The sequence below is a fragment of the Plantibacter flavus genome (genome assembly GCF_900177615.1).
GTDB lineage: Bacteria > Actinomycetota > Actinomycetes > Actinomycetales > Microbacteriaceae > Plantibacter > Plantibacter flavus.
The window spans coordinates 108,113-134,884 of record NZ_FXAP01000002.1 but is presented as its reverse complement, the minus strand read 5'-3'; the positions used below and the strand labels follow the sequence as shown (position 1 = coordinate 134,884).

Sequence of the window (26,772 nt, the reverse complement as noted above, 5' to 3'; positions counted from 1 at the left end):
TTCGACCGCGTGGGTGGCTGAGACCCAGGGGGTCAGCGGACGGAAGGCGTGAGGGCTGAGCTCAAGCGGGACATCGGGATCGCGCCGGGGAACGGCTCGCGCTTCGGCTCCCAGCCCGGTTCGGTGAGACTCCGCTCGGTGACGTTCTTCGTCTGCCCGTCCCAGATCCTTGTGAGGACATTGCCGGTGCGCCGGCTCAACATCGTGATGATCAGGTTGAGCGGCGAGATCGGGACGGGCATCTCGACGTCGAGCAGGATGCAGAGCCGACCCGAGTACAAAAACTTCGGATCGTGGTTCACGAACCACCCGCCCCCGGCGATCCGCAGGTAGGTCTCGCCGATGTATCGCGTGGCACCGTCGGTGAAATCGGTGTCCTGCTCCTGCGCGAAGGCGTGGCGGTCCGGCCAACGGTGGAGGATGAGCCGCTCGAGGGAGACGAGCGAGTCCCGCGAGTAATCGGTGACGACCTCGCGCGGTGTGAGGAAGTCCTCGAATCGTGCGAGGCGCGGGTGCATGATCTCCAACCACTCGATCAGCAGCTTGTCCTGCTCCGGTGCGTGTGGTTGCTCGCCGGTCTCGGTGCGTCCGTCGTCGTCCATCCCTCGAACGTACGCGGTGGGCGACGGGCGGGGAAGGGGGGAGGCGTCTGCGGGAACTCGTCCGCGACGCACCGCGATACGGTTGGGCATGTCCCGGATCTTCGTGGTGTTCGGCTCTGTGTACGCGGCGATCGCCGTCGTCACGGCGGTCCTCATCGCGGCAGCGACCTGGTTCCTCGTGAAGGTGGACGCGTACCCAGGCGACAGCGCCCTGTGTCAGAACGCTCCGGCAGGCGCTCTGGTCGCGGAGAACCCGGCGCCGGCGTTGGAACTCTCCTGGTTCCCGTTCGGGTACCAGTGCGTGTACCCGATGGTCGGAGGCGGCACGGTCGCGACGCCTCCGACGGACTGGTCGGCGACCCAGGGAATGGCTGTGGCGATCGCCTTCCTGGTGACGGGTCTGGTCGCAGCGATCGTTGCCGGGTCGATTCAGCGCCGGGGCGTTCGACCCGTCGGCACGTCGCCGTGCCCGTATGGTTGATCCGTCCGCGGGTGCGCGGTCGTCGTCCCCCAAGGAGGTAGCCGTGCGTGTCTTCGGTGTCTTTGCCCTCGTGCTCGCCGCCCTCGGCCTCGTGGTCGCCTCGCTGGTGGTGATCGGCAACCCGGATCTGGCCGCACCCGGTCCGCAACTCCTGCCGTACCAGGCGTACGACTCCTGGCGCTTCGTCCTCGGCCTCCTGCTGTGGGGTGCGGGTGTCTGGCTCGCGGTCGGCATCCTCGCGGTGTCGCGTCAGCCGGGGCTCGCCTGGCTCGTGCTGCTGGCCTTCATCCCGCTACTCGTGGTCGACCTCATCGGCGGCGGCCTGATGCCGACCTTCGTGCTGGCGCTCCTCGCGGTCGTCGTCCTCGGGCTGGTCGTCCCGGTGATCATCGGGGTCGTCGGCGTCGCGATCGGCGGGGCTGTCCGGCGTCGGAAGCTGCGGACAGCACCGACGGCCTGAACCGCCCGGCCCGCGCTTCCGCTACCGCGCACCCTCGAAGGTCTGGGTGCCGAGGACGGCGAGGAGCTTGAGCTTGCCTGCGGCCTCGGCGTGCGGCGCGGCCGTGAGGACGAGGAGTGCCTGCGACTGGTCCTCGGTGAACAAGGCCTGACAGTCCAGCTCGATGGGGCCGATCTCGGGGTGGATGAGCACCTTGTGGTCCTCGAAGCGCCGCCCGACCTCGTGCGTCGCCCACAGTCGCCGGAACTCCTCACTGTGCCCGGAGAGCGCATCGACGATCTCGCCCGCCGGCGACTGCGCCCCCAGCGAGCCGTAGGCCGCACGGAGCGACGCGACCTGCGCTCGACTCTGCCGGTCCCGGTCTTCGGCGGGGTATCGCTCGCGTTCCTCCTGGTGCAGGAACCAGCGGTAGATCGCGCTGCGCTCCAGGCCCCGGTACCGGCTCGCATCACCGAAGAGCGCCCGGGCAGGGTCGTTCTGGACGAGCGTCTCACCGAGCGCCGACAGGATGAGCGCGGGTGCGTCGGTGAGCCGGTCGAGGACGCGCAGGAGCGCTGGTGCGACGTAGTCGGTCGCTGCGAGGCGGGTCGGCGCGTTGTGTCCGGCGATCCGATACAGGTAGTCGCGTTCCTCGGCGCTCAGCCGGAGCGCCCGCGCGAGTGAACCCAGCATCTGCGTGCTCGGCTGCGGTCCCCGTTGCTGCTCGAGCCGCGCGTAGTAGTCGGTCGACATCGCTGCGAGCTGCGCGACCTCCTCGCGTCGGAGCCCTGCCGTCCGTCGCCGAGGTCCGCTGCTCAGGCCGACGTCCGCGGGCTGCAACGTCGATCGGTGTCGGAGGAGGAAGTCGGCGAGCGCTGGGCGATCCATCCCGCCAGTATCCGCCTCCGCGGCCAGGCGATCCAGGGACCGCGGATCCATGGATCGCCGGAACCTGGTGCGGCCGTCGTCACCGACGGAGACTCGTTGCATGCAGATCACCGGAAACACCGTCTTCATTCCCGGCGCGACGAGCGGCATCGGCCTCGCTCTCGCACGACGCCTCCACGCAGCCGGCAACACCGTCATCATCGGCGGGCGACGCACCGAACTCCTCGAGTCGATCGCCGCCGACGAGCCCGGCCTCCACACCGTGCGGATCGACACGGCCGATCCTGGGAGCATCGAAGCCGCGGCGAAGCAGGTCATCGCGGAGCACCCCGAGCTGAACGTGCTCGTCACGATGGCCGGCGTCATGCGCGGGGAGGACTGGACCGGTTCCGACTTCGTCGCGACCGCCGAGGAGATCATCACGACGAACGTCCTCGGGCCCATCCGGCTCATCGGCGCGTTCATCGAGCAGCTCCGCAGCCGACCGGACGCGACGATCATGACCGTCTCCTCCGGGCTCGCATTCACCCCGCTGCGGGTGACGCCGACCTACAACGCGAGCAAGGCGGCCATCCACATGCTGAGCGAGTCGATCCGCCTCCAGCTGGCGGTCACGGGCGTCCGTGTCGTCGAGCTCGTCCCGCCGGCCGTCCGCACCTCGCTCATGCCCGGCCAGGAGGAGAGCGACTTCGCGATGCCCCTCGACGCCTTCGCCGACGAGGTCATGGGCCTCATCGAGTCGCAGCCCGACGCCACGGAGATCCAGGTCGAGAACGTCAAGTTCCTGCGCTACGCCGAGGTCCGCGGCGAGTACGACCAGACGGTCGCGATGCTCAACCGCCTCGACCCGCACTAGGCGGACTCAGTCGCCCGGATCTGCACGAAATCAGGCTGATTCCGTGCAGATTTGGGCGACTCAGCGACCCGCTGCCTCCAGGTCCAGGACGACGTCGTCGAGGCCGGCACCGCTCACCGTCACCGTGATGGCGCCGGGCCCGCTCGGACGGACGATCGCCAGCGCCCGTCCGTCGAACGTGGTGCGCGTAGTCGCGTCGAATCGCTCGGTCGTCTTCGGGGTACCGGTTCCGAAGCCCGCGAGCCGACCCGCGCCCGCGACGCTGACCGAGACCTCGCGGTCGGCGCCGGTGACCAGGACGCCGGCCGCGTCACGCAGCTCGGTCGCGATGAAGGCGAGATCGGTGTCGTCGGCGCGGAGTGTCGTCCGGTCGGCGGTCGCCACGAGCCTGGTCGGGCCCGTGGCGGAGACGAGCGCAGTGCGGCCGACCTCCGCGCCCGAGCGGAACGCGACCGCCTCGAGCGTGCCCGGCCGGTAGACGGTCTCGAACTCGGCGAGCTTCGGCCGGCGTCCACCCACCGGCCCACGCGCCACCTCCACTCCGTCGAGCAGCAGGGCCACCTCGTCGGCGTCGGCGGCGACCTCGACGGTCACCGGCGCGCCCTCGAAACCGGGCCAGGTCCACGAGTCGACCGAGTCGCTCCACGCCCACGGGGACTGCATCGTGATCGTCTGCCCGTGCCGTTCCGGGCGGAGCACCGCGATCGCCGGCTCGGACCGCAGACCGAAGACGATCTCCCGGTAGTACGACACCGGCCGCCGCCAGCCGGTGATGTCGAAGTCACCGCACCACGCGGTGAGGTAGGGGAACTCGCGCTCGAGTGCGCCGTTCGCCTCGGGGTCCTCGGCATAGGAGGTCGCACCGATGCCGACCTCGCCGAGGTAGTCCCAGCCGGTCCAGGTGAAGTCGCCGATCACGTTCGGGTTCGCCTCGACGAGCGGCCAGAGGTCGCCGATCCGGGTCGGGAAGGTCTCCGAGCCGACGATCACGCGGTGCGGGAACCGCTCGGCATCGCTCGCGTAGCGGCCGTCCGCGTAGTTGAGGCCGAGGACGTCGAGGGCTGCACTGGACTCCTCGGTGCGCGTCGTGACGGCGTCGGAGGAACCGATGAGACTCATCATGTTCGCGCCCGCTTCGCCCATCAGCTCGTTCAACCCCTGGTCCGACGCCATGATGTCGTCCAGATCGTCGAGCACGGCCAGGGTCGCGTTCACGCCGTTCGTCACGAGTCGTGTCGGATCCAACGCCCGCACGTGCTCGGCGAGTTCCCGCGCCTGGATCGCGCCGTGCGGGGTGCCGACCTCGACGATCTCGTTGCCGATCGAGTACATGATCACGCTCGGATGGTTCATGTCCTTCGCCACCATCGACTCCAGATCGGCCCGCCACCACTGCGCGAAGTCGAGGGAGTAGTCGTTGTCCGTCTTGCCCCGACCCCACATGTCGAAGGTCTCGTCCATGACGAGCATGCCGATGCGGTCGCAGGCGTCGAGCATGGCGGGCGACGCCGGATTGTGGGCCGCGCGGATCGCGTTGAATCCGGCGTCCTTGAGGAGCTGGATACGCCGTTCCTCGGCGCGCGCGATCGATGCTGCACCGAGCGGACCGTTGTCGCTGTGGATACAGGCCCCGCGGAGCAGCACCGGTTCGCCGTTGATGCGGAGCCCCTTCCGCGGGTCGACGGTGACCGTGCGGACACCGTGGACCGTGTGGACGACGGCTGCCTCGTCGGCGGGTCGACCATCGACCTCGAGCGAGGTCCTCGCCGAGTACAGCGCGGGCGAGTCGACGCTCCACAGGGCCGGGTCCGGCACGTACAGCCGCTGGCGGATGAGCGCGCTACCGCCTGGCGCGACGGTGACCGGCGTGCGCTCGCCCTCGACCACGCTCCCGTCGGGGTCGGCGAGTTCCGTCGCGAGGACGTGCGTACTCCTGGTGAGTCCGCGGTTGACGATGGTCGTCGCCACCTCGAGCACCGCTTGGGCGTCCTCGATCCGGATCGTCGTGATGCGGACTCCGTCGGGCTCGATGTGCGTGGGTTCGTCGACATGGAGGAGCACCGGGCGGTGCAGGCCGGCTCCGGCGTACCAGCGGGAGTCCTGACCTGCGCGGGTCTCGATGCGCAGCGTGTTCGTCTCGCCGAAGCGGAGGAACGGGGTGAGTTCGACGAAGAAGCGCGCGAAGCCGTCGGCCCGATTGCCGGCGAACTCGTCGTTCAGATACACCATCACGTGTCGGAACGCACCCTGGATCTCGAGCCGGACGATGCGACCGGACCACTCGGCGGGGACCTCGAAGGTCCTCACCTGGCTGAAGGCACCGGCGGGGAAGTAGGCGGCCCCACCCTTCGCGAGTGCGTCCGGCGAACGCTCGGCATCGCGCAGGGCGTCGTGCGGGAGGGTCACGGCCAGCGAGTCGTCCGCACCGCCCTGGACGGCGGCGAAGGGGCCTCGGGGTGCGCGGACGATCCAGTCGCCGGTGAACGGGATGACGGTCATGACATGCTCCAGTGCAGATCGAGGTGACGAAAGTCTTTCGGCGTCATGCGCCGTGATCCCGAAGGTAAGCGAGCCAGCACGGCGTCGTCAACGTCTCGATTCGAAACAGTTTCGCTAGGCTGGCTGTGACCGGCGACCACTCGCCGCGGGACGAGGGAGGGCTCTCCATGGCACGCACACCCATGACGGGTCCGACGCTGGCGTCGATCGCCGAGCGCGCCGGTGTCTCGATCGCGACCGTCTCGAAGGTGATCAACGGTCGGTCGGGTATGTCCGAGGCGACCCGTGCGCGGGTCGAGGAGGCCGTGCGCGAGCTCGGGTACCGCCCGACACCCCGGTCGATCCCCGGTGCTCCCCGAAGCATCCACGTCGTGTTCGACACCCTGCACAGCGTCTACTCCCTCCGCGTCCTCGACGGCATGGTCGCCGCAGCACAGCGGTCGGACATCGATCTCGTGACGCGGGTGCTGTCGCCGGGTTCCGAGTTCGGCGGGGATGCCATCGCCGGTGCGGCTGCAGGAGGAGCGGCACTCGACCGCGCGTTCGTCGACCGCGTCGCGGCCCGCGGCGCGCTCGGCATGATTGTGGTCACGACCTCGATCGCCTCGGACGTCGTCGACGCCTGTCTCGATGCGGGGATCGCGCTCGTCGCCGTGGACTCGCCCGACCCGCTCAATCGTTCGGTGGCGAGTATCGGGTCCAGCCATGCGACCGGCGGGCAGCAGGCGGTCGATCATCTCGTCGCTCTGGGGCATCGGCGGATCGGCTTCGTGGGCGGACATCCAGCGAACCCCGGCCTGCGCGCGCGAGCGGTCGGCTATCGGGAGGCGCTCCTGTCGGCCGGCATCCCGCTCGATCCCCGTCTGGTGTCCGAGGAGGGGATGGGGACCTCAGCGACGGCGGTCCGGCGCATGCTCGCTCTCGACGAGCCGCCCACCGCCGTGTTCGCGACCAACGACGCCGACGCGTTCGCGGTCATCCGCACGGTCGTCCAAGCCGGGCTGCGGGTGCCGGAGGACGTGAGTGTCGTCGGCTACGACGACACCTACTCAGCCATGCTGACCTTCCCGCTCCTCACCACAGTCCACACGTCCATGCACGACATCGGCCGGGCCGCCGTCGACACCCTGCTCCGCCTGCACGCGGGGGAGAAGCCGTTCTCCCACCACCTCGAGCTCGCGACTACGCTCATCGAACGCGAGTCGACGGCGCCCGCCCCGACCTCAACGCCCTGAGCTGCCCGAATCTGCGCGATTCCGCACGGATTCCGAGCAGTTTCGGGCGACTCAGTGGGATGAGCGCGACAGGCGGAGGTCGCCGAGGGTGAATCGACCGACGGGGAGCGCCGCACGGATCCGGGACTCGTCGAAGCGGCGTGAGGGACGGAGGTCGGCAGGGAGTTCCGGTGCCGGTGGGGCCGCCTCGCTCACTCCTTCCGCCAGCATCTGCGCCTGCGCCTTCGCCACCAGCGGCGTCTTCATGAGACGTTCCGTCGCGCGCGCGAGCAGGCGGATCGTCCACACGGGGACCGGGACGTACAGCGGGCGGCGTCCGGCCACGTGCGCGATCCTGCGGACGGCCGCACCCAGCTCGAGTTCCTCGGCGCCCATGACCGCCACGGTCGGCTCCGACACCCGGCCCTCGAGTGCTGCGACGAGGACGTCGACGGCGTCCGCGACCGGCACCGGTCGCACGAGACGCTCGCGGTAGCCGACGGTCGCGAACACCGGGAAGGTGCGGACGGCCTTCGTGACGTGATCGACCATGTGGTCGCCGGCGCCGTAGATCATGCCGAACTTGAGGACGGTGTGCGCGATGCCCGAGCCCCGCACGATCTCCTCGGCCGCCCACTTCGTCTCGTGGTACCCGGAGCCGCAGTCGGGGCGCGCGCGGAGGAAGCTCACCAGCACGATGCGACCGACGCCGGCGCGGCGGGCCGCGTCCACGACCGCCCGGGTGCCGTCGACGTGCACGCGCTGGAAGGTCTGCTCGCCGAGCTCGCGGTTGATCCCGGCGCAGTGCGCGACCACGTCGCAGTCGGCGAACGCGGCGGTCAACGCCTCGACGTCGTCGATCTCCACGCCGGTGCGTCGGGAGACGACGACGATCTCGTGCCCGTCGTGCTGCAGTCGCTCGGCCAGGTGTTGTCCGACGAAACCGGTCCCACCGGTGATGGCCACTCGCATGCTGTCTCCTTCGCTTATTAGCAATATAGCGAAACTGTATATTGCAATTGTGCTAGATTGCAAACATGGCAGATACGGCGTCGGACATCTTCGCCGCGCTCGCTCACCCGACGCGGCGGCAGATCCTGCAGGACCTCAAAGACGGCGAGCTCGCCGCGGGGGAGATCGCCGCACGCTTCGACGCCACCGGTCCGACCATCTCGCGGCACCTGAGCGTCCTGCGCCAGGCCGGCCTCGTCTCCGAGCGCCGCGACGCGAACCGCATCCTCTACTCACTCGTCGGTGAGCGCCTCGCGCTGTCGGTGGGCGACTTCCTGTCCACCGTCTGCCCGGAGCAGATGGTCCTGCGCGAGGTCCGGAAGCGCCGGATCCAGCCCTGAGTCGCCCAAAAGTGTTCGATTCCGCGCGGATTCTGAACAGTTTCGGGCGACTCAGCGCAGCCCGCGCGTGACGCTGCGGACGATCGTCTGCGTGGCGGCCTGTCCGGCGCGGGTCGGCAGCAGTGCCCAGACGTGGAACTGTCCGGCGCCCTCGTGGTAGTCGACCTCGACGCCGGCCGCTTCGGCTCGTTCGACGAGCAACTCGGCGTCGGGGTTGAGGACGTCGCGGGTCCCGCTCAGGACCGTGAGTGGCCCGAGCCCGGTGAGGTCGCCGAAGAGGGGGCTCACGGTCGGATCGGTGATGTCCAGATCGCCGCGCCAGTGCTCCGCGAACACGCGCCCACCGGGCGTCGCCAGCCAGGGGTCGCTCGGCTGCACGAGCGGGATCCGAGGGTTGCTCCAGGTGAGGTCGAGCGCTGGTGACAACAGGGTGGTCATCGGCAGGACGACGCCCTCGTCCCGGAGTCGGAGTGCGGCCGACAGGGCGATCTGACCCCCGGCCGAATCGCCGGCGAGGATGGTCGGCCCGTGCCGCTCGATGCTGCGCCGGACCAGCTCGACGACGCCGTTCTGTACCTCGGCCGCGGTGCCGTAGGGCACGAGCGGGTAGATCGGCAGCGTGACCACCGCGCCGGTCTCCGCGGCGACGGTGGCGGCGAGCGTCCAGTGCTGCGGTGCGATCTCGCCGACCCACCCGCCGCCGTGCGCGTACACGACCCCGCCGATCGCCGGTCGTCGCGTGGGGGACACGGTGTACACCGGCCAGTCTCCGAAACGTTCGACGTCGACCCGGACGTCGCTGCGGAGGGTGCTGGGAGGACCGTAGGGCGCCGGCCGGAGGGTGCGCTCCCGGATCCGGCGGCGCGCGCCCGCCTCACTCACGAAGGCGCGGTTCGCGCGGATGAGTCGGAGTGCGGGGCCGACGACGACGCCTGGGATGGTGAGCACGGTGCCTCCGCGGTTGACGGGTTCCTGGGGCTCGCCACGCTAGCAGCGCAGGCTGGGCAGGAGTCCCCATCGCCCGGTCCCCTCCGCACCGCCATACTGACGGCATGACCCGTCGCCGCCTCCTGACCCTCGGTGCCTTCGTGGCGCTCCCCGCTTCGTTCCTGCTCGCCGGCTGTAGTTTCAGCGCCAGCGCGAGCCTCACGGTTCCGGCCTCGGACATCGAGGACACGGCCGCCGGCGCGCTGGAGGAGCAGGTCGGTACCCGTCCCGACCTCGACTGCGGCGACGAGCGCGTGAAGCTCATCGACGACACCACCGTCGACTGCACGCTGACCGATCCGTCGAGCGGCTCCGAGTACGACGCCGTCGTCACGATCAGCGACGTCGACGGCACGAAGTACCACGTGGCGGTCCAGGTCGCCGACACCGCGAACTGATCCCCGTCGCTGCGGGCTCCGACCCGTCCTTGACGGGTCTGACGGGTCTTCGTCGTGGGACACTGGCAGACGGCGTCGACGTGCCGATCGCGCCGCAGCAGCCCGTCCCGAAGGAACCGCATGCCCGAGCTGAACCCTGTCGTCATCGAGCGAGTCGCCTGGGACGACGAGCGGGCCGTGCGGCTCCGCGCCGCGATGGACGAGGAGATGGACGCCCGGTACGCGTCGGCCTGGGAGGACTGGGACCCGGCGGCCGCCGAGCGGGCGCTGACCGCGTTCGCCGTCGATCCTGCCGACATCAGCGCGACCTTCCTGGCCCTCGTGGACGGCGAGCCGGTCGGCCACGCCGCCCTGCGTCGACTGCGCGGCGAATGGGAGCTCAAGCGCGTCGTCACCCTCCCGAATCACCGCGGGCGGGGCGTCTCGAAGCGCCTGATCGCCGCCGTCGAGGACACCGCCCGTGCCGAGGGGGCGTCCCGCCTCATCCTGCAGACCGGCGACCGCCAGCCCGAGGCCGTGCGGCTCTACGAGTGGCTCGGCTACGAGCCCATCCCGATCTACTCGCCGTACGAGGTCATCCCGATGTCGCTCCGCTGACGCCCGCCCGCTCCGCTGACGCTCGGCAGCGTGGCTGTCGCCGTTAGTGCGCAGCCTTCGCGGGCTGGTTCCGCGAGCGCAACCGCGAGATCCCGGTCACGATCGCGACGACGATCAGACCGAGGACGAGTCCGAACACGGCGGACATCGCGGTGTCGGCGATCCAGACGACGACCGGTCCGGCGGCCTCGATCGCGTGGGTGACGACGTGCAGGAGGTCGTACGGGCCGTGCCAGAGGGTCTCGGCGAGGTTCGCGATCACGAGGTGGCCGCCGACCCAGAGCATAGCGACCGTGCCGACGACGCTGATGACGCGGAAGACCGCGGGCATCGACGCGACGATCCGTGCACCGGTGCGGCGGACGCCGCGCGACGGGTTCTTCATGAGCCGGAGTCCGATGTCGTCGATCTTCACGAGCAGGGCGACCGCGCCGTAGACGACCGCGGTCATGACGAGGCCGATGACCAGGAGGGCGCCTAGCGTCATCCAGATGCCGAGCCCCGAGTCGAGGCTGGCGAGGGAGATGAGCATGATCTCCGTGCTGAGGATGAGGTCGGTGCGGACGGCCCCGGAGACGAGCTTCTTCTCGTCGCGGACGTCCTCCTCCGCCTCCGCGTGGTGCATGCCGAACCACTCCATGACCTTCTCGGCGCCCTCGAAGCAGAGGTAGGTGCCTCCGATGATGAGGAGGAACGGCAGCACCCAGGGGGCGAACGCCGTGAGCAGCAGGGCGATCGGGATGATGATGACGAACTTGTTGATGAGGCTGCCGCGGGCGATCCGCCACACGACCGGCAGCTCCCGCGCGGGGGTGAGCCCCTGCACGTACTGCGGGGTGACGGCGGCGTCGTCGATCACGACGCCTGCGGTCTTCGCACTCGCCTTGAGGGCTGCGCTGAGGATGTCATCGACAACGGCGAGCAGGCCGACCGACATGTGCTTCTCCTTGGCTCGGGGTCACGCCGCCGCGGGCTCGGCAGGGACGGAGTCCACAGTACTGTCGCGATCGCCGAAGGGTGTACTGCTGGACACTCCCTCGCCGACGTGCACGGCCGTAGCGTCGTCCGTATGCAGATCCAACCGAAACCCGCGACGATCAAGAACCCCGCCGAGCAGTTCACCGGCGACGTCTACCTCGACCTGCTGGCCGCGCCGCAGCAGGACGGCCAGCACATGATGGTCGCGAAGGTGCGGTTCATCCCCGGCGCCCGCACCGCATGGCACTCCCATGCCAACGGGCAGACCCTCCACGTCACCGAGGGCGTCGCCCTCATGGGTACGCGCGACGGTGCCGTTCTCGTCGTCCAGCCGGGCCAGACGGTCTACACCCCACCCGGCGAGGAGCACTGGCACGGAGCCACGCCCGACGACTACATGGAGCACCTCGCGATGTTCGAACAGGCGGACGACCCGGCGATGAGCACGACCTGGCTCGAGCACGTGGCCGAAGCCGACTACCACCGCCCCTGACCGACCGCCCGACCTCGACCCCGCTTCTCCGCTGTGGAGAAGCGGGCGTCCTCCCCAGAGGTAGGGACCGCTCCCTTCCGTGCGGATGCCACCCCGGTACTGTTGGCACTCACGACAGATTGGGGATTTCGAATGGTCGAGACCACACCGCGCCGCTCACGGTCGGCCGTGCTCGCGCTGACCTTGACGATCGGAACGCTCGTCGCGGCGGCGATCATCGGCGGATACTTCATCATCGTCGGCGATCAGGCCGACATCGCCGGGCGGGTCTGGCTCACGCTGCTGCTGCTCGCGGCCTTCGTCGGTGCCGTGTCGCTCGACGCCGCAGCCGGTCACGGGCCCAACAAGTGGTACCTCGCGGTGTCGACGTTGGTGAACATCTTCCTCGTCACCGTCGGCCTCCTGAAGCTGTGGAACGGGTGGCTCCAGCCGCCGAACACCTCCGACGGCTTCGTCTGGTCCACCCAGATCATGCTGTTCCTCGGCATCCTCATCATCGTGCGGGTCGCGCTCATCATCATCCAGGTGTACTTCCTCCACTTCGTCACCCGCGCGACGTCCACCGTGGTCCGGGCCACCGGCATCGTGACGATCGCGCTCATCATCGCCACGGTCCTCGTGCTCGTGCTGCCCATGGCGTTCCCCGAGGGCACCTGGGCGGACTGGTGGTGGCGCATCGCCGCGGCCACGACGCTCGCTGCGGCGATCTCCGCCGTGATCCCCGTGATCGTGCGGGCGTTCTCCCAGAAGCCGGAGGGCGAGCGGGTGGCCTCCGGGCAGCAGCCGTACCGTCCGGAGGTGTACCAGCAGGCCGCACCCGGCTACCCGGTTCAGAGCTACCCGGTTCAGAGCTACCCGGGTCAGCAGGGATACCAGGGCCAGCAGGGCTACCCGGGACAGCAACCGCAGCAGCCCTACCAGGGGCAGCACCCGCAGCAGCCGTACCCGGGGCAGCAGCAGTCGTACGGCGATCAGCCGAACCCCGGCCAGTATGGCCAGGGGTACCCTGGGCAGGGCTACCAGGGGCAGCCGTATCAGGGGCAGCCTGCCCCGCAGCAGCCCACCCCGCAGCAGCCGGGCCAGCAGTGGCCCACGCCGTCCTGGCAGGGCTCCGCGCCCGGGCAGCCTGCTCCGGCACAGCCCGCGCCGCAGCAGTGGGGGCCTCCGCAGCCGCAGGTTCCGTCGTCGCCGGCACAGCCCGCGCCTCCGCAGCAGGACCAGCAGCGTCCGCAGGAGTCCCGTCCTCCGCAGGAGGCGAAGCAGCCGCCGGTGGCGCCGCAGCCCACGGAGCCGCAGCCGACGGAGCCGCAGAGCCCGCCGCCCGCCGAGTAGACGAACCGACCACGAGCCGGCCGGAAGCCGACCACTTCCAGCCGGCTCCGTCGTCGGTCGCACTCGTAGCCGGGCTCCGCTTGCGCACAACTGCGTAGCCGCGCCGGGCACGTCTTCGTCCAGCGGCGGATGTGGCGATGCGCTCGCTCCGTGAGTATGGAATCGGCGCGGTGCGACCGCCCGCCGCCGACTCCTCACGATGGGTGACGATGCGCAAGCTCCTGAAGGTTCCACTGATCTCGATCGCCACGATCGCCGGCCTCGTCGCAGCAGGCCTCGCGACGACGAGCATCGTGAACGCCGTCGCGAGTTCGTCGGAAGCGGGCGACCTGCAGCCCTACGGGCAGTTGGTCGACGTCGACGGCAAGGACATGAACGTCGTCATCAGTGGTTCCGGCGCCGAGACGATCGTCCTGCTGCCCGGCCAGGGTACCGCGGCACCCGGCCTCGACTTCGAGCCGCTCGTCGATGAGCTCCGCGACCAGTACCGAGTGGTGGTCGTCGAGCCGTTCGGCTACGGCCTCAGCGATCAGACGGACGTGCCCCGGACCTCGGCCAACATCGCCGGCGAGGTGCACGCCGCCCTGCAGCACCTCGGCATCGACCGGTACGTCCTCGCCGGACACTCGATCGCCGGCATCTACGCCCTCGAGTATCTGGAGCGGTTCCGCGCCGAGGTGACGGCGTTCATCGGGATCGACACGAGCGTCCCGACCCAGCCCGGAAGCGACGAGCCGACGCCGACCGACGGCGTCGACACACTGCAGGCGCTCGGCATCCTGCGCCTCCTCACCGCCATCGCGCCCGACCCGTACGAGGGCCTCCCGTACGACGCCGCCACGAAGCGCCAACTCGCGATCCTGACGAACCGCAACGCGATGTCGCCGACGCTGCTCGACGAGATCGCCCACACGCCCGGCAACTTCAAGGCTGCTCGATCCCAAGCGTTCCCGGCCGACCTGCCGATCCTCATGTTCGTCGTCGGCGACGACCCGGAACTCTCCGACTGGGTGCCCCTTCACGAGGAGCAGCTCGCCGGAGTCGACCGGGGGGAACTCGTCCGACTCGACGGCGGACACTACCTGCACCACACCGAGGCGACGGTGATGGGCGAGGACATCAAGCGGTTCCTCGCCGACACGCCGGGAGACTGAATCCCCGGCCGATCCGGGCTGGCGTGTCGTCGGATGTCGGGTTAGGCTCACTCTCTATCGAACGTATGTTCGAACAACGGGAGGCCATGCATGTTGATTACGAGCACCGAGATCGCGGTCTGGACGACGCCGGCAGGCGTGCCGGAGCGCTTGTTCTGGGACGGAGCCCGGTACCTCGTCACCGACACCCCGACCCCGCTCGAGCCGAACGTCTCGTTCGTCACCCATCCGCCCGCGGCGACCCCCGCCTGGCGGTTCCAGGCGACCGCTGCCGACGGCCGGTCCTTCGTCTTCGACATCCGACTCGACGCCGCGCGCGGACGCTGGCAGCTCCTCCGAGCGTACGAATGAACCGCTCAGACCGTCGCCCGGGTCGACGTCGCTCCGGCTGTCAGGCGGCCGGCTGCAACCGCACGACGATCGCCTTCGAGACCGGGGTGTTGCTGCGGTCGGCCGTCGAGTCGAGCGGGACGAGGACGTTCGCCTCGGGGAAGTACGCCGCGGCACATCCACGAGCGGTCGGGTAGGAGACGACGCGGAAGCCGCGGAGCTCCCGATCCGGCTGTCCGGCCCACTCGCTGAAGACGTCCACCGTCTGCCCGTCCTCCAGGCCGAGGTCGCGGAGGTCGTCCGGGTTGACGAACACGACGTTCCGGCCCTTCTTGATGCCGCGGTACCGGTCGTTCAGGCTGTAGATCGTCGTGTTGAACTGGTCGTGCGAGCGCAGGGTCTGCAGGAGCAGCCGACCGGGCGGGCAGTGGATCGGTTCGAGCTCGTTGACCGTCAGCAGGGCGCGACCCTCGGGGTTCGTGAACGTGCGGGAGTCTCGCGGTCCGTTCGGCAGGACGAAGCCGTCCTCGCGGCGGATCTGCTCGTTGTACCCCTCGCAGCCCGGCACGACCCGTCCGATGTGTTCGCGGATCGTGTCGTAGTCGTCCTCGAACGCCTGCCAGGCGATGCCCGAGTCCTCACCGAGCGTCGCACGCGCGAGCCGCGTGATGATGGCGACCTCGGAGAGCAGACCGGGCGCTGCCGGCGGGATGCGGCCGTGCGAGGCGTGGACAGCGCACACCGAGTCCTCCACGCTGACCATCTGCGGTCCGCTCGCCTGCAGGTCGATCTCGGTGCGCCCGAGGGTCGGCAGGATGATCGCCGCCTCGCCGGTGACCGCGTGCGACCGGTTGAGCTTCGTCGAGATCTGCACCGACAACTGCGTTCCGCGGATCGCGGCCTCGGCGGCGGCGGTGTCGGAGATCGCCGCGACGAAGTTGCCGCCGAGCGAGATCCAGGTGCGGACCTCGCCCCGCTGCATCGCCCGGATCGCGTTCACCGCGTCGACCCCGTGCTCCCGCGGCATCGGGACCGCGAACTCGCGCTCCATGGCAGCGAGGAAGGATTCGGGCATCTGCTCCCAGATACCCATCGTCCGGTCGCCCTGCACGTTGCTGTGCCCGCGGATCGGCGACGCACCGGCGCCCGGCTTGCCGATGTTCCCGCGGAGGAGGAGCAGGTTGATGATCTCCTTGATCCCGTTGACCGCCGCCTTGTGCTGGGTCAGACCCATCGCCCAGGTGACGATCGTCGCGTTCGACGCGATGTAGCGCTCGGCGAGTTCGTCGATCTGCTCGCTCGTGAGGCCGGTCGCCTCGAGCACCGCCGTCTCGTCGAGGTCGGCCAGGTGGGCCGTCAGCTCCTCGAGTCCGAGGCAGTGCTCGGCGAGGAACGCGTGGTCGAGGATCGTCCCCGGAGCTGCCGCCTCGGCCTCCAGGACCCGCTTCGAGACCGCCTGCAGCAGTGCCATGTCGCCGCCGAGCCGGATCTGCAGGAACTGGTCGGAGATGACCGTGCCGCGCCCGACCATGCCGCGGACCGTCTGCGGGTTCTTGTACCGCTCGAGCGCCGCCTCGGGGAGCGGGTTCACCGAGACGATCGTCGCGCCCGCCTGCTTCGCGTCCTCGAGCGCCGTGAGCATGCGCGGATGGTTCGTGCCCGGGTTCTGGCCCATCACGATGATGAGGTCGGCCTGCTCGAAGTCCTCGTACCGGATGGTCGACTTCCCGACCCCGATGACCTCTCCGAGCGCCGTGCCGGTGGACTCGTGGCACATGTTCGAACAGTCGGGGAGGTTGTTGGTCCCGAAGGCGCGGACGAAGAGCTGGTAGACGAAGGCCGCCTCGTTCGACGCGCGGCCGCTCGTGTAGAAGACGGCTTCGTCGGGGGACTCCTGCCCACGCAGCTGATCGCCGACGATGGCGAACGCCTCGTCCCAGCTCACCGGCCGGTAGTGGTCCGAACCGGCCGGCTTGTAGACGGGCTCCGACAGTCGACCCTGCATGCCGAGCCAGTACTCCGTCTTGTCGGCGAGATCGCTGAGCGAGTGTTCGGCCCAGAACGCGCTCGGGATGACGACCGGCGTCGCCTCCCAGATGACGGCCTTCGCGCCGTTCTCGCAGAACTCGAGCTTCTTGCGGTCGTCCGGGTCGGGCCAGGCGCAGCTCATGCAGTCGAAGCCGCCGCGCTGGTTGATCGAGGTGAACAGCTCCGCGGTCCGCTTCGGCCCGAGCTGTCGGAGGGCTGGCTCCATCGAGTGCAGGATGCCGGGCAGGCCGACGGCGACGTGCTTCGGGTGGGTGACCTCGATGTCGGCGTCGGTGACGTCCTCGACGGGCGGTTCGGCGCTCATGCGTTCGCTCCGGTCTGGAGTGCGGCCGGTGCCGAGTCGTCGGAACGTGCCGATCCGTCGGCGTCGGCTGCGTCGGGGTCGCCGAGGCGGTGGGCTCCGCTGTAGACGACCATCGAGTCGCCGCGGAGGAAGCCGACGAGCGTCATCCCGAGTTCGGTGGCCAGTTCGGCGGCGAGCGAGGACGGAGCGGAGACGGCGGCGAGCATCGGGATGCCGGCCATCGAGGCCTTCTGCGTGAGCTCGAAACTCGCGCGCCCCGACACCATCAGGACCATGGAGCGGAGCGGGAGCAACCCCTCCTTCGCCGCCCATCCGACGACCTTGTCGACGGCGTTGTGTCGGCCGACGTCCTCGCGGAGTACGAGCATCTCGCCGGTGCGCGCGTCGAACAGGCCGGCCGCGTGCAGACCGCCGGTGCGTTCGAAGACCGCCTGCTGTGCCCGGAGGCGGTCGGGGAAGGTCACGAGGAGCGCCGGGTCGAGGCGGAAGTCGTCGTCCGCGACGGAGTAGCGAGAGCTCGTCCGGACGGCGTCGATGCTCGCCTTGCCGCAGAGGCCGCACGAGCTGGTGGTGAAGAAGTTCCGTTCCAGGCTCGGATCGGGGGCGGGGACGCCGGGGGACAGGGCGACGTCGAGCACGTTGTACGTGTTGACGCCCTCGTCCGTCGCGCCGGCGCAGTACCGTGCTGTCCGGACGTCGTCACCCCGACCGATGACTCCCTCCGAGACGAGGAAGCCGATCGCGAGGTCGACGTCGTGGCCGGGCGTCCGCATCGTGATGGCGAGCGAACGACCACCGACGCGGATCTCGAGCGGCTCTTCGACGGCGAGGACGTCCTCGCGGGTGCGCGCGGGCTGTCCCACCGTGATGCGGGTGACGCGTCTGCGCGCCGTGATGCGAGTCATGGCTCATGGCTATCACCACCATCGGACGAGGGCAAGGTGCCTCACCGGATCCGCAGCCGCCTCGCGGGCTGGATCGCGGCTTAGGCTGGTGCCATGTCCGTCGACGCGATCATCCTCGCGGGAGGGCGGTCCTCCCGTCTCGGCGGCGTCGCGAAGGCGTCGTTGCTCCGCGACGGCCGGACGCTCCTCCAGCTCGCGATCGATGCTGCGCGGCCGGCCGGCGGCCGTGTCATCGTGGTCGGCCCCGAGGTCGAGACGGCTGATCCAGTCCGCTTCGTCCGCGAGCATCCCGTCTTCGGCGGCCCCGCCGCGGCCGTCGCCGCCGGCCTGGACGCCTTGCGTGATGGCGTCGCGGCCGAGGGTCCCGTGCAGGTCGCCGTCCTCGCCTGCGACATGCCGGACGCCGCGCCGGCGCTCGCCGCGGTGCTCGACGCAGCCACAGCCACAGCCACAGCCACAGCCACAGCCGCGACCCGGACCGACGCCGACGGCTGGGTCGCGGTGGACGACTCCGGTCGTGAGCAGCCGCTGCTCGCGGTCTACCGCCGGGAGGCCCTGGAACGCCGGGTCGCCGCACTTCGGGCGTCACAACCGAGCGGTGACCTCGCGGGTGTCTCCGTCCGCCAGCTGCTCGCCGGACTCGTCCTCCGCCAGGTGCCCATTCCCGACGGCGGTTCCGCCGACGTCGACACCTGGGCCGACGCCACCGGACTCGGGGTCGTCACCGCCGTCGAGTCGCCGGCGCCGACCGCTTCCACCACGCCGAACGCCGACCCTGAGGAGCGTCTCCCATGACCGATGACCTGCAAGCCGTCCTCGCAGACTGGACCGACCGGGTGTCCGCCGAGCTGGAGCTCGGCGACGTCGCGGTCGACATCGACGCCGTCCTCGGACTCGCGGGCACGGCCGCGCACGCCGTGCTGCGTCCGGCCGCCCCGCTCACCACCTACCTCGTCGGCATAGCCGTCGGGAAGGCGCTCGCGAGCGGGGCGGATCCGGTCGCCGCCGCCGGGGCTGCGACCGCTGCCGTCGAACGGCTGGTCGCCTCGGACACGACCGCATGACGAGGTCCTCCTGGTCGGACGCCCGCAGTATCGCGCACGCGGCGGGTGCCGCACAGCGGTCCGACGTCGTCGACACGCTCGCGCTCACCGAGGCCCTCGGACACGTCCTCGCGGCGTCGCTCGTCTCGCCCATCGCGATCCCGCACTACGCCTCCTCGGCGATGGACGGCTGGGCGGTGGCCGGGAGCGGCCCCTGGACCCTGCTGATCGGCGGAGACGCCGAGCGCGCGCGATCGGTCGGACTCGGCGACGGTGTCGCGGTCGACGTCCTGACCGGTGGGCTGATCCCGACAGGCGCCGAGGCGGTCCTCCCGCTCGAGCACGGCGTGGTCGAGCAGGTTTCGGGTGCTGCCAGCCTCCACCTCGCACCGTCCGCACCGAGCGGGGAGCCGCGTCCGGGGCGGCACATCCGGCCTGCCGGAACCGAGTCGCCCGCGGGGTCGACCGTCCTCGACGCCGGCACGCGTCTGGGGCCCGTCCACCTCGCGCTCGCCGCCGGTGCCGGCTTCGACCGCGTGCCCGTCGTACCGGCCATGCGCGTCCGCCTGGTCCTCACGGGCGACGAGGTCGTCACGAGTGGCGTGCCCGCACCCGGGTTCGTGCGCGACAGCTTCGGCCCATCCCTCCCGGGAGTGATCGCCTCGCTCGGCGGCGTCGTCACGTCCAGCGTCCGTGTCGGCGACGACGCGTCCACCACGGCCGAAGCCCTCGGGCTGACGAGTGCGGCCGGCGTCCATGCCCGCCACCAGCGGGACCTCGTCGTGACCACCGGTGGCACCGGCGACTCCCGCGCCGACCATGTCCGAGCGCTGCTCCGCGACGCCGGAGCGGACTTCCTCGTGGATGGCGTCGACGTCCGCCCGGGTGGCCCTGCGCTGCTCGCGCGGCTGCCGGACGGTCGCCTGTTCGTCGGGCTCCCCGGCAACCCGCTCGCCGCACTGCTCAGCGTCCTCACGCTCGTGCACCCGGTGCTCGCCGGCCTCCAGGGACTCGAGCTCCCGGCCCTGCGACCGGCAGTGCTCGCCTCGCCCATCGACGGGGTCCGTTCCGGGACGGTCCTGCGTCCGTACCGCTCGGTGCACGATCCCGACTCGGCCACGCCGCATGCGGAGCCGACGCCGTGGCACGGGGCAGCCATGCTCCGCGGGCTCGCCGACGCCGACGGCGTGCTCGTGTGCCCGGGCTCCGGCGCGGCCGCGGGGGGCCTGGTACCGAGTCTCGACCTGCCCTGGTGACCGGGCCTCGGGTCAGCGGCCCCGGACGACTGCCGCCGTCATCAGCTGCAGCAGTTCCTCGCCGGCGAGGATGCCGCGCCGCTTGGTGACCGTCAGCGTGTCGATCGTGAAGCCCTCGTCGTCGAGCTCGCCGTGCGCCGGCCGGAACGCGAGGTCGGCGGTCTCCAGCATCGACTGGTCGAGGAGCGAGTCACCGGCCGCGAGGACGAGTGGTCCGTCGAGGCGGCGGGCGACCTCGCTGACGGCGTCGTGCTTCGTGAGCGTCCGGGGTACGCAGTAGAGCTTGCGTCCCTGCAGTGACACCGTCCACCCGAGCCGTTCGCACTCCTGCTCGACCTGTTCGAGCCAGCCCGCCGGTATCGCGTCGCGTTCGACGATCGAGTAGAAGAACAGCGCGTCCGCGACGTTCGTCTTGAGGATCCAGGTCGGCGAGGCAAGCTCCTCGAAGCGCGCGAGCGCCTCGTCGAGCGGAGCGGTGTGGTCGGTGAGGTGCGCTCGCACCCGGTCGCGCCAGTCGGCGTCCGGGACGCCGTCGACGAGGATCTCGCCGCCGTTGCTCGTGATCGCGTAAGCGGGTGCGCCGCCCGGCAGCTGCACCCGCTGATACTGCGCCACCGTCCGCGTCGTGACGGGCATGAACACGGCCTGCGAGCGCAGCTCGATCAGCAGTCGCTCCGACTCGCGCGTCATGAAGGAGATCGGCACGCCGTTCCAGAGCTCCGAGACGACGATCGACGGCGCCTCGGGGTCCGGCGTCTCGAGCCAGAACGCCTTCGGCGAGTAGATGAGGGTTCGATCCAGGTCGCAGGCGACGAGGGCGCTCACTGGGCGTCTCCCGCAGCGGCGTCGCTCAATGGGTTGATGAGTCCGACACAGCTGTAGGGCAACCCGGGCACGACCTCGACCGGCACACCCCGCTGCTCGGCGAGCAGGAGCACGTGTGCGACGTCGTCGAGGGCGTCCGGCGACACGAGCACCTTCCACGGCACCCGGCGGAGCAGGACGCGGGTGGTCTCGCCGACACCGGGCTTCACGAGGTTCACGGTCGGGATGTCGTACTGTTCCCGGATCCGCTCGACGGCCTCCCAGCCGATCCAGCTCGGTTCCCGATCGGCCGCCGAGGCTTCCTCCACACCAGCGGCGACGTCGTCGACCACCTCGGCGAAGCGGCTGGAGACCGCGTCGAGGAACGCGCCGGAGACGTCGTGACTGCTGAGCTCGCGGTAGAACTTGGCGCCGTGGAACTGGTCGTCGGAGAGCAGTTCGCGGTTGTACACCGTGCGGGACACGAGGCCGGAGACGGTGGAGTTCAGGCACGCGGAGGGGATGAGGTAGTCGTCACGGGTGCCGTACACGGGCACGCAGTGGCCGGGGTCGGCGAGGACGGCCAGTTCGTCGGAGAAGCGGATGCCGTCGGTCTCGGCGAAGAGTTCCAGCGCTGCCGTCAGTTCGCGCGCGATGGCGCCCTTGCCGGTCCAGCCGTCGACGAACGCGATCTGCTCCGGGTCGTGGTGCGCCGCGAGGTAGCGCAGCGCGGTCCCGTCGACGCCGACCCCGCGCACGATGCTCATCGTGTAATGCGGCACGTCGATCCCACGGACCTCCTTCGCCCAGCGACGCATGAGGATCCCGATGGGCGTTCCGGCGCGGGCGAGGGAGACCAGCACGGGGCGGTTCGCGCGGGAGGCCAGGACGAGGTCGGTGACGACGCCGACGGCCACCGCGAGACGTCGGCTCGACCGCGCGAGGGCGTCTCGGTAGAGCTCCTCGTACTCGGGGGAGGGCAGGTACTCGATGGGCAGCGACTCGGCGTAGTGCGCGCGACCGCTCTGGATCGCGGCCTCGCGCTCGGAGGCATCGGCCTCGAGGCGGGTGTCGCCGAGGTCGGTCAGCAGCCAGCGCACCTCCGAGGCGTCGTAGGACCCGAAGTCCGGTCCGGTGAGCGGCTCGGGGAGGGCGGCGGCGTCGATGGTCACGGTGCGGGGTTCCATTCGGCTGGGGTCGGGACGGATTCGGTGAGGAGGACGACGATGACGTGGTCGGTGACGGTCCGCAGCGCCTCGACGACGCCGTCGGGCCGGAGCAGGAGCTCGCGGTCGGCGCCCGGCTCCGGGAACAGGACCACCGCGGCGAACCGTGAGCCGCCGCGCGAGAGGTTGTAGGCGAAGCGGGGTCCGAAGCCGTCGATCGTGTGGTCGTGGCTGGTGAAGGACACTGCGCTCGCGATGGCGTAGTCGTCACGGTCGATGACGGCGATGGGGGACCGCGTGGTGGTGGAGAAGCGCGTCGCTCCGCGGGTGCGGTCGAGGTGGTCGGCGACGGCCAGCGGTACCGCGATGAACTCCTCGGAGCCGAGCACCACGACCTCGCCGTCCGACAGCTCCGGAAGGACCCGGCCGGCGATCGCGGCCGTCACCGCGTCGTCCAGGCGTCCTGGCGCACCGAAGCGCGCGCTCCGTACGGGCGGCAGGTCGGAGGCGTCCACGACGACGACGTCGCCGGTTGCGGCCGATCCGGCGGCCGATGCCGCGGGTGCGGCGTCGATGACCGCTCGCGCGCGGGCGAGGACGTCCTCCGGAAGGTCGACGGCACCCACGCCGAGCGCCACGACGGTGATCCGGGTACCGAGGCGGTCGGCGAGTTCGTCGAAGCGCTGCCGGTCCGCATCCGAACGGAGGTCGATGAGGCCCGCGACCACCCAGTGCGCCTGCGGCGTGGTGGCGTGCAGCGCGGTGATCGTGTTGCGGACGGTGCGTCCGGTGCTCAACTCGTCGTCGACGAGCACCGTGGTGCCGCCGACCGTGGCCCACGCGGGGTCGCTCGGATACAGGCGGTGGTCGCTCGCGTGCGAGTGCTCCTCCTCGAACGGCGTGAAGGGCACGTCCGCCTCGTGTCTCGTGGAATGGAGGTACGGCGAGCCGAGTGCGTCGGCGACGATGTGGCCGAGCCCGGTCGCCGTCTCCGCGTAGCCGACGGTGACGAGCTCCGGTCCGGCCGCTGGGGCCGCATCGCGGAGCTGAGCGAGGTGCTCGCGGACGGCGGCGAGTGCGGCGAGACCGTCAGCATCCGGCCGTTCCCGACGGGCAAGGAGCTGCGCCACCGTGTCGAACGGAGCCGTCTCCGGATCGCTGCCGTCGAGCGCGCTCCGCACCAGGAGGCCGAGCAGTTCTCCGGCGGCGAGTGCCAGGCCGGGCACGGTCGGCACGTGTTTGGCGAGGACCGTCGACACGAGCAGCTGCGCGCGTTTGGGGTTGTCGCGGAGCGCGAGACCGACGAGGTCCTCCACCGGGATCAGGCTTCGGGACGCGTCCGAGCGCAGGGCGATGCCGACGGCGTCGCGCACGAAACCGCCTGTCCATGCGCCCGTCCATACGGTCACCGCATGCTCGTCTCGAGGAGGTCGACGAAGGTCGTGTTCTCTGCCACGGCCCAGTAGCCGCCCATCGATACGGTCACCGCATGCTCGTCTCGAGGAGGTCGACGAAGGTCGTCTCCTCCGCCGCCACCCCGAAGGCCTCCGCACGGAGCAGGGTCTTGCGCGCCCACGCCTGGTGCGGCTTCATCTCGTTCATCTTGTTCCGGTAGGGGGAGGCGTTGGCGCCGCCGCCCACGTCGCCGACGACGGAGAGGGCGTCGACGTACTCCTCGTGGCTCACGACCGACATCGCGTGGACGACCGGCACGTGGCTCGGGTGGATCACCGTCTTGCCGAGCAGCCCGTTCGCCTGGTCGAGCGCGATCTCGCGGATGAGGCCGTCGAGTCCTTTGAGGAGGAGCTTCTGACGCAGCTGCGCCTCGTTCGCGTCCTGGAACGGCGTCATGCGCAACTGCGGGCGCATGAGCCGCTCCGCGTTGTGGAAGTGCTCCCAGACCGTGCCGGTGATGACGAAGTCGTCGCCCGGCCGACCGAAGACGTTGACGACGTCGGCGATGACCGAGGAGACGAGTTTCACGTCGTACACGGTGAGGTCACGCGAGCGCCGGAGCGAGAAGGCGCTCGAGAGGTCGGTGGCGCCGATCCGGACCGCGAGGACGTCCTCGCGGTGGGCCTTGGTGACGTCGACGATCCCGGAGAGGGTGTCGTCGCGGGTCTCGCGGTGGATCATCCGTGGCGACTCGAGGATCGGCATGACCCGAAGCCGACGCGCGCCGTTCGACCCGTCCTGCCCGTAGTCGCGCTGCACGCGACCGAGCGCCTCGAAGAAGCGGTCCGCCACACCGTCGCTGTTCTCGTACTTGGGGATGACGAAGCCGCTCAGGAGGTCGAGTCCCGGACCGAGGAGCCCGGCGACCCGCTCGAGCTGCTCGGGCGTGCGGACGCGGATGAACAGCAGCGGCAGCACCGGGCGCTTGGACCCCGAGCTCTTGGACCCCGAGCTCTTGGCGGCGAGCTGCTGCATCGCCTCCGCGACGTTCGTCTCGGCGAACTCGACCGCGTCGTCGGGGACCGAGTCCTCGAGGCACAGCACCATGCTCAGGCACCCGTGCTTCGCCTGCTTCACGACGTCCTTCGCGAGCGTCGTGCGCGTGCCTGGGCTGTAGAGCGTGGCGCCGAGTGCCGCCGCCACGTGTTCCGGCGGGGAGTCGATGCTGATGGGGCTCGGAAGCTTGTGGAACAGCCGCGACGCGCGCTTGTCGTCGACGTAGCTGAAGTGGCGCATGGTCATCGTCTCCGTGGTTCGCGGGCGACGACGTACGGCGTCGGCTCGAAGCCGAACTGCTGCAGGAGCGTCTGGAGGGGGATCTCGGCGGGAAGGGGTTCGAGGCGGAGTTCGAGTCTCGACCCGATGCGCAGCAGCGAGACGACCGGAGCGGCGCCGGTCTCGTCGGCGGCCGCGAAGCTTTCGCCGTCGAAGAGCTGCACGGTCAGCGGATGGCCGGGGGTGCCGACGAACAACGCCCGCCGGAGGAGGTGCACGTGCCGGAGCGCGAGGATCGCGTCGCCGCCGTCGAAGCCGAGCAGCGGCCGGTTGCCGGGCGTCGTCACGGGCGTGCCGTCGACACCGTCGGCCGTCGCGACCCCCGTGACGAGCTCGACGGTCTCCCAGACGATCGCCGTCGCTCCGCCGACGATGAGGCTGCCGATCGCGGACTGACGCGGGTCGAGCCGGACCAGCGGGGTCTCGTCGTCGAGGACGCGGACCTCCTCGGCCGTCGGGGCGGGGAAGGGCTGTGGGGTGCTGGGCGCTGCTGCGGGACGCGTGGTGGGCGGGGTCGACGGCGAAGCGGGCGCGGCCGACGGCGAAGCGGGCGCGGCCGATGGGGATCCGCCGAGCGTGAGTCCGGTCGATGGTGCAGCGGGCGGGGCTGACGGCGAAGCGGGAGCGGCCGATTGGGATCCGCCGAGCGTGAGTCCGGTCGACGACGCAGCGGGTGCCGTCGGCGCAGCAGGCGCGGCCGCCGCGGGCGCGTTCATCTCCGCCTGCGCGACCGGCGCAGGCCTCGGCTTCACCCGACGACGGAGGTAGTCGATGTCCCGTCGCACCGGGGAGGTGTTGAGCGGCACGGCTCAGAGGTCGATTCTGAAGTCGCGCGCCACGCCGGCGAGCCCGCCGGCGTACCCCTGCCCGAGGGCGCGGAACTTCCAGTCCGACCGGTGCCGGTACAGCTCGGCGAGGAGCAGCGCCTGGCTGCTGCGGACCTCGTCGATCGGCACGTCGAAGCGCACGAGCTCGCGACCGTCGGGGGTGGCGACGCGGACGAACGTCGAGCGCACGGGCGAGAAGTCGCCGGGGCCGCGGACGTCGGGGTCGATGTAGAGCAGGAAGGCGATCTTCGACACGGCGTCCGGCACGCGCGACAGCTCGACGTCGATCTCCTCGTCGTCGGCCTCGGACGAGAAGGTGACCGCGCCGTCCTGGCTCTCGACCTGGTTGAAGAACACGAGGTGGTCGTCGGACAGGGCCTTGCCGTCGTCGCCGCACATGATCGCCAGCGGCACGGGTTCGCTCTGCGGCCCGCGGCTCGCGATGACGTCCCAGCCGAACCCGATGAGCACGGCGTCGAGACCGGGGTTCTCAGCGGTGAGCGCGGCGTTCGCGCCCGCGATCAGCGACGCCATCAGTGCGCACCCAGCACGAGACCGGCGTCGGGCTCCTGGAACTTGTCGGAGAGGAACCGACCGTGCGTCGAGAGTTCGGCGATCGCTCCGATACGGATCTGGTTGAGGAGGTCGCGGATGGTCTCCTCGATGAGCTCCAGCTGACGGGCGAAGACGATCGTGCTGCGGGAGTCGTCGGTGCGGTCCGCGGCCGGCAGCGCGAGGAAGGAGCGCAGCGGGGATGGGATGTAGTCCGTCACCATCGCGGCGAGGAGCACGCGCTGCTCGGTCGACGCACCCTGGTCGGCGATCGTCGCCACGACGAGGCGCAACTGGTCGTCGATCTGTCGGAGCTGCGAGGTGAGCAGCGTGGGGAGGTCGCGCCCCACGGAGCGCACCGAGTCGCGGAGTTCGTCGAGGTGTCGGGCCGTCTGCTCGTCCTCGGTCTCACCGACGGGCGCCGGCGTGGCGTCGACGACGCCGAGCGGCTCGGCCCCGCTGGTCCGCAGTGCGTTCAGCAGTCGTCCGAATGCCATCCCTCGTCCCCTTCGTCCTCAGCGACCCGTGCGCCCGGT

The 26,772-nt window shown here is 70.5% G+C and carries 29 protein-coding genes; 14 read left to right on the top strand and 15 right to left on the bottom strand.

The features are described from left to right. Nucleotides 1–32: 32 nt before the first annotated feature. On the bottom strand, nucleotides 33–602 hold the full coding sequence (locus B9Y95_RS07020) for a hypothetical protein (RefSeq protein ID WP_085511210.1): 570 nt from the start codon (nucleotides 600–602) through the stop codon (nucleotides 33–35). A gap of 88 nt (nucleotides 603–690) precedes the next feature. Between B9Y95_RS07020 and B9Y95_RS07015 the strand changes: the two genes are divergently transcribed. Continuing rightward, nucleotides 691–1,083, top strand: a complete 393-nt coding sequence (locus tag B9Y95_RS07015) for a hypothetical protein (protein WP_085511209.1) — start codon at nucleotides 691–693, stop codon at nucleotides 1,081–1,083. A 43-nt stretch (nucleotides 1,084–1,126) separates the two neighbouring features. After that, nucleotides 1,127–1,543 (top strand): hypothetical protein, encoded by a 417-nt coding sequence (locus B9Y95_RS07010; RefSeq protein WP_085511208.1) that lies wholly within the window; start codon nucleotides 1,127–1,129, stop codon nucleotides 1,541–1,543. Nucleotides 1,544–1,564: 21 nt separating this feature from the next. Here the strand turns inward: B9Y95_RS07010 and B9Y95_RS07005 are convergent, their stop codons facing one another. After that, nucleotides 1,565–2,410: a helix-turn-helix transcriptional regulator gene (locus tag B9Y95_RS07005; RefSeq protein WP_085511207.1), complete on the bottom strand. Its 846-nt coding sequence runs from the start codon at nucleotides 2,408–2,410 to the stop codon at nucleotides 1,565–1,567. A 100-nt stretch (nucleotides 2,411–2,510) separates the two neighbouring features. Here B9Y95_RS07005 and B9Y95_RS07000 point away from each other — a divergent pair, with 100 nt between their 5' ends. Then, a complete protein-coding gene (locus tag B9Y95_RS07000) occupies nucleotides 2,511–3,266 on the top strand; it encodes an SDR family oxidoreductase (RefSeq protein ID WP_085511206.1) in 756 nt (251 codons plus the stop codon). A gap of 60 nt (nucleotides 3,267–3,326) precedes the next feature. Here the strand turns inward: B9Y95_RS07000 and B9Y95_RS06995 are convergent, their stop codons facing one another. Beyond that, nucleotides 3,327–5,765 (bottom strand): glycoside hydrolase family 2 TIM barrel-domain containing protein, encoded by a 2,439-nt coding sequence (locus B9Y95_RS06995; RefSeq protein WP_085511205.1) that lies wholly within the window; start codon nucleotides 5,763–5,765, stop codon nucleotides 3,327–3,329. A 167-nt stretch (nucleotides 5,766–5,932) separates the two neighbouring features. Between B9Y95_RS06995 and B9Y95_RS06990 the strand changes: the two genes are divergently transcribed. Continuing rightward, entirely contained in the window at nucleotides 5,933–7,000 is a 1,068-nt protein-coding gene (locus tag B9Y95_RS06990) for a LacI family DNA-binding transcriptional regulator (RefSeq protein WP_085511204.1), read from the top strand. A 51-nt stretch (nucleotides 7,001–7,051) separates the two neighbouring features. Here B9Y95_RS06990 and B9Y95_RS06985 read toward each other — a convergent pair whose 3' ends face one another. Beyond that, the gene (locus tag B9Y95_RS06985) at nucleotides 7,052–7,951 is read right to left on the bottom strand and encodes an NAD-dependent epimerase/dehydratase family protein (protein WP_085511203.1); all 900 of its coding nucleotides are present in this window, start codon (nucleotides 7,949–7,951) and stop codon (nucleotides 7,052–7,054) included. 65 nt (nucleotides 7,952–8,016) lie between these two features. On the opposite strand from B9Y95_RS06985, the gene B9Y95_RS06980 reads away from it, so the two are divergent. Further along, on the top strand, nucleotides 8,017–8,331 hold the full coding sequence (locus tag B9Y95_RS06980; protein WP_085511202.1) for a metalloregulator ArsR/SmtB family transcription factor: 315 nt from the start codon (nucleotides 8,017–8,019) through the stop codon (nucleotides 8,329–8,331). 51 nt (nucleotides 8,332–8,382) lie between these two features. Here B9Y95_RS06980 and B9Y95_RS06975 read toward each other — a convergent pair whose 3' ends face one another. Further along, complete coding sequence (locus tag B9Y95_RS06975) at nucleotides 8,383–9,279, bottom strand: alpha/beta hydrolase fold domain-containing protein (RefSeq protein ID WP_123539764.1); 897 nt, start codon at nucleotides 9,277–9,279, stop codon at nucleotides 8,383–8,385. 104 nt (nucleotides 9,280–9,383) lie between these two features. Here B9Y95_RS06975 and B9Y95_RS06970 point away from each other — a divergent pair, with 104 nt between their 5' ends. Both B9Y95_RS06970 and B9Y95_RS06965 read left to right on the top strand, forming a co-directional pair. Next, nucleotides 9,384–9,716: a DUF4333 domain-containing protein gene (locus tag B9Y95_RS06970; protein WP_085511201.1), complete on the top strand. Its 333-nt coding sequence runs from the start codon at nucleotides 9,384–9,386 to the stop codon at nucleotides 9,714–9,716. A gap of 120 nt (nucleotides 9,717–9,836) precedes the next feature. Beyond that, nucleotides 9,837–10,313: a GNAT family N-acetyltransferase gene (locus B9Y95_RS06965; RefSeq protein WP_085511200.1), complete on the top strand. Its 477-nt coding sequence runs from the start codon at nucleotides 9,837–9,839 to the stop codon at nucleotides 10,311–10,313. A gap of 43 nt (nucleotides 10,314–10,356) precedes the next feature. On the opposite strand, the gene B9Y95_RS06960 is transcribed toward B9Y95_RS06965, so the two are convergent. Next, on the bottom strand, nucleotides 10,357–11,250 hold the full coding sequence (locus B9Y95_RS06960; protein ID WP_085511199.1) for a DUF808 domain-containing protein: 894 nt from the start codon (nucleotides 11,248–11,250) through the stop codon (nucleotides 10,357–10,359). Nucleotides 11,251–11,382: 132 nt separating this feature from the next. Here B9Y95_RS06960 and B9Y95_RS06955 point away from each other — a divergent pair, with 132 nt between their 5' ends. From B9Y95_RS06955 to B9Y95_RS06940, 4 genes are all read left to right on the top strand, one after another. Continuing rightward, entirely contained in the window at nucleotides 11,383–11,784 is a 402-nt protein-coding gene (locus tag B9Y95_RS06955; protein WP_085511198.1) for a (R)-mandelonitrile lyase, read from the top strand. 132 nt (nucleotides 11,785–11,916) lie between these two features. Beyond that, entirely contained in the window at nucleotides 11,917–13,116 is a 1,200-nt protein-coding gene (locus B9Y95_RS06950; protein WP_085511197.1) for a hypothetical protein, read from the top strand. A gap of 209 nt (nucleotides 13,117–13,325) precedes the next feature. After that, nucleotides 13,326–14,270: an alpha/beta fold hydrolase gene (locus B9Y95_RS06945; protein WP_085511707.1), complete on the top strand. Its 945-nt coding sequence runs from the start codon at nucleotides 13,326–13,328 to the stop codon at nucleotides 14,268–14,270. 90 nt (nucleotides 14,271–14,360) lie between these two features. After that, nucleotides 14,361–14,621, top strand: coding sequence for a hypothetical protein (locus tag B9Y95_RS06940; protein WP_064295852.1), 261 nt, complete (start codon nucleotides 14,361–14,363; stop codon nucleotides 14,619–14,621). 40 nt (nucleotides 14,622–14,661) lie between these two features. Here the strand turns inward: B9Y95_RS06940 and B9Y95_RS06935 are convergent, their stop codons facing one another. Both B9Y95_RS06935 and fdhD read right to left on the bottom strand, forming a co-directional pair. Beyond that, nucleotides 14,662–16,953, bottom strand: a complete 2,292-nt coding sequence (locus B9Y95_RS06935; RefSeq protein WP_085511196.1) for an FdhF/YdeP family oxidoreductase — start codon at nucleotides 16,951–16,953, stop codon at nucleotides 14,662–14,664. Beyond that, entirely contained in the window at nucleotides 16,950–17,858 is a 909-nt protein-coding gene (fdhD, locus tag B9Y95_RS06930) for a formate dehydrogenase accessory sulfurtransferase FdhD (protein WP_085511195.1), read from the bottom strand. The genes B9Y95_RS06935 and fdhD overlap by 4 nt, the downstream gene beginning before the upstream one ends. Before the next feature lie 93 nt (nucleotides 17,859–17,951). On the opposite strand from fdhD, the gene mobA reads away from it, so the two are divergent. From mobA to B9Y95_RS06915, 3 genes are read left to right on the top strand one after another with little or no spacing between them, the layout of a single operon-like run. Beyond that, the gene (gene mobA / locus B9Y95_RS06925) at nucleotides 17,952–18,653 is read left to right on the top strand and encodes a molybdenum cofactor guanylyltransferase (protein WP_085511194.1); all 702 of its coding nucleotides are present in this window, start codon (nucleotides 17,952–17,954) and stop codon (nucleotides 18,651–18,653) included. After that, complete coding sequence (locus B9Y95_RS06920; RefSeq protein WP_085511193.1) at nucleotides 18,650–18,922, top strand: DUF6457 domain-containing protein; 273 nt, start codon at nucleotides 18,650–18,652, stop codon at nucleotides 18,920–18,922. The genes mobA and B9Y95_RS06920 overlap by 4 nt, the downstream gene beginning before the upstream one ends. Continuing rightward, nucleotides 18,919–20,157 (top strand): molybdopterin molybdotransferase MoeA, encoded by a 1,239-nt coding sequence (locus tag B9Y95_RS06915; protein WP_085511192.1) that lies wholly within the window; start codon nucleotides 18,919–18,921, stop codon nucleotides 20,155–20,157. Before B9Y95_RS06920 ends, B9Y95_RS06915 begins: the two co-directional genes overlap by 4 nt. Nucleotides 20,158–20,169: 12 nt before the next feature. Here B9Y95_RS06915 and B9Y95_RS06910 read toward each other — a convergent pair whose 3' ends face one another. The 7 genes from B9Y95_RS06910 to B9Y95_RS06880 form a co-directional block, all read right to left on the bottom strand. Beyond that, nucleotides 20,170–20,982, bottom strand: a complete 813-nt coding sequence (locus tag B9Y95_RS06910; protein ID WP_200811364.1) for an HAD family hydrolase — start codon at nucleotides 20,980–20,982, stop codon at nucleotides 20,170–20,172. Then, nucleotides 20,979–22,133, bottom strand: a complete 1,155-nt coding sequence (locus tag B9Y95_RS06905) for a cysteine protease StiP family protein (RefSeq protein WP_159453338.1) — start codon at nucleotides 22,131–22,133, stop codon at nucleotides 20,979–20,981. Before B9Y95_RS06905 ends, B9Y95_RS06910 begins: the two co-directional genes overlap by 4 nt. After that, nucleotides 22,130–23,500 carry a phosphoribosyltransferase domain-containing protein gene (locus B9Y95_RS06900; RefSeq protein ID WP_159453337.1) on the bottom strand — a complete coding sequence of 457 codons (1,371 nt, stop codon included), beginning with the start codon at nucleotides 23,498–23,500 and terminating at the stop codon, nucleotides 22,130–22,132. Before B9Y95_RS06900 ends, B9Y95_RS06905 begins: the two co-directional genes overlap by 4 nt. A gap of 109 nt (nucleotides 23,501–23,609) precedes the next feature. Then, nucleotides 23,610–24,818, bottom strand: a complete 1,209-nt coding sequence (locus tag B9Y95_RS06895) for an HpcH/HpaI aldolase/citrate lyase family protein (protein ID WP_085511189.1) — start codon at nucleotides 24,816–24,818, stop codon at nucleotides 23,610–23,612. A gap of 2 nt (nucleotides 24,819–24,820) precedes the next feature. Beyond that, nucleotides 24,821–25,663, bottom strand: coding sequence for a hypothetical protein (locus B9Y95_RS06890; RefSeq protein WP_085511188.1), 843 nt, complete (start codon nucleotides 25,661–25,663; stop codon nucleotides 24,821–24,823). A 3-nt stretch (nucleotides 25,664–25,666) separates the two neighbouring features. Further along, the gene (locus B9Y95_RS06885) at nucleotides 25,667–26,218 is read right to left on the bottom strand and encodes a TerD family protein (RefSeq protein WP_085511187.1); all 552 of its coding nucleotides are present in this window, start codon (nucleotides 26,216–26,218) and stop codon (nucleotides 25,667–25,669) included. After that, nucleotides 26,218–26,733: a hypothetical protein gene (locus B9Y95_RS06880; protein WP_085511186.1), complete on the bottom strand. Its 516-nt coding sequence runs from the start codon at nucleotides 26,731–26,733 to the stop codon at nucleotides 26,218–26,220. The genes B9Y95_RS06885 and B9Y95_RS06880 overlap by 1 nt, the downstream gene beginning before the upstream one ends. Between the last annotated feature and the right edge of the window lie 39 nt (nucleotides 26,734–26,772).

Bases quoted from the DNA above. Each gene is read 5' to 3' on its own strand.
- B9Y95_RS06960 (WP_085511199.1), bottom strand. From the start codon at position 11,250: ATGTCGGTCGGCCTGCTCGCCGTTGTCGATGACATCCTCAGCGCAGCC.
- B9Y95_RS07000 (WP_085511206.1), top strand. From the start codon at position 2,511: ATGCAGATCACCGGAAACACCGTCTTCATTCCCGGCGCGACGAGCGGC.
- B9Y95_RS07005 (WP_085511207.1), bottom strand. From the start codon at position 2,410: ATGGATCGCCCAGCGCTCGCCGACTTCCTCCTCCGACACCGATCGACG.
- B9Y95_RS06990 (WP_085511204.1), top strand. From the start codon at position 5,933: ATGGCACGCACACCCATGACGGGTCCGACGCTGGCGTCGATCGCCGAG.
- B9Y95_RS06935 (WP_085511196.1), bottom strand. From the start codon at position 16,953: ATGAGCGCCGAACCGCCCGTCGAGGACGTCACCGACGCCGACATCGAG.
- B9Y95_RS06885 (WP_085511187.1), bottom strand. From the start codon at position 26,218: ATGGCGTCGCTGATCGCGGGCGCGAACGCCGCGCTCACCGCTGAGAAC.
- B9Y95_RS06995 (WP_085511205.1), bottom strand. From the start codon at position 5,765: ATGACCGTCATCCCGTTCACCGGCGACTGGATCGTCCGCGCACCCCGA.
- B9Y95_RS06945 (WP_085511707.1), top strand. From the start codon at position 13,326: ATGCGCAAGCTCCTGAAGGTTCCACTGATCTCGATCGCCACGATCGCC.
- B9Y95_RS07020 (WP_085511210.1), bottom strand. From the start codon at position 602: ATGGACGACGACGGACGCACCGAGACCGGCGAGCAACCACACGCACCG.
- B9Y95_RS06985 (WP_085511203.1), bottom strand. From the start codon at position 7,951: ATGCGAGTGGCCATCACCGGTGGGACCGGTTTCGTCGGACAACACCTG.
- mobA (WP_085511194.1), top strand. From the start codon at position 17,952: ATGTCCGTCGACGCGATCATCCTCGCGGGAGGGCGGTCCTCCCGTCTC.
- B9Y95_RS06955 (WP_085511198.1), top strand. From the start codon at position 11,383: ATGCAGATCCAACCGAAACCCGCGACGATCAAGAACCCCGCCGAGCAG.
- B9Y95_RS06970 (WP_085511201.1), top strand. From the start codon at position 9,384: ATGACCCGTCGCCGCCTCCTGACCCTCGGTGCCTTCGTGGCGCTCCCC.
- B9Y95_RS06880 (WP_085511186.1), bottom strand. From the start codon at position 26,733: ATGGCATTCGGACGACTGCTGAACGCACTGCGGACCAGCGGGGCCGAG.
- B9Y95_RS06950 (WP_085511197.1), top strand. From the start codon at position 11,917: ATGGTCGAGACCACACCGCGCCGCTCACGGTCGGCCGTGCTCGCGCTG.
- B9Y95_RS07015 (WP_085511209.1), top strand. From the start codon at position 691: ATGTCCCGGATCTTCGTGGTGTTCGGCTCTGTGTACGCGGCGATCGCC.
- B9Y95_RS06965 (WP_085511200.1), top strand. From the start codon at position 9,837: ATGCCCGAGCTGAACCCTGTCGTCATCGAGCGAGTCGCCTGGGACGAC.
- B9Y95_RS06895 (WP_085511189.1), bottom strand. From the start codon at position 24,818: ATGCGCCACTTCAGCTACGTCGACGACAAGCGCGCGTCGCGGCTGTTC.
- B9Y95_RS06940 (WP_064295852.1), top strand. From the start codon at position 14,361: ATGTTGATTACGAGCACCGAGATCGCGGTCTGGACGACGCCGGCAGGC.
- B9Y95_RS06915 (WP_085511192.1), top strand. From the start codon at position 18,919: ATGACGAGGTCCTCCTGGTCGGACGCCCGCAGTATCGCGCACGCGGCG.
- B9Y95_RS06920 (WP_085511193.1), top strand. From the start codon at position 18,650: ATGACCGATGACCTGCAAGCCGTCCTCGCAGACTGGACCGACCGGGTG.
- fdhD (WP_085511195.1), bottom strand. From the start codon at position 17,858: ATGACTCGCATCACGGCGCGCAGACGCGTCACCCGCATCACGGTGGGA.
- B9Y95_RS06980 (WP_085511202.1), top strand. From the start codon at position 8,017: ATGGCAGATACGGCGTCGGACATCTTCGCCGCGCTCGCTCACCCGACG.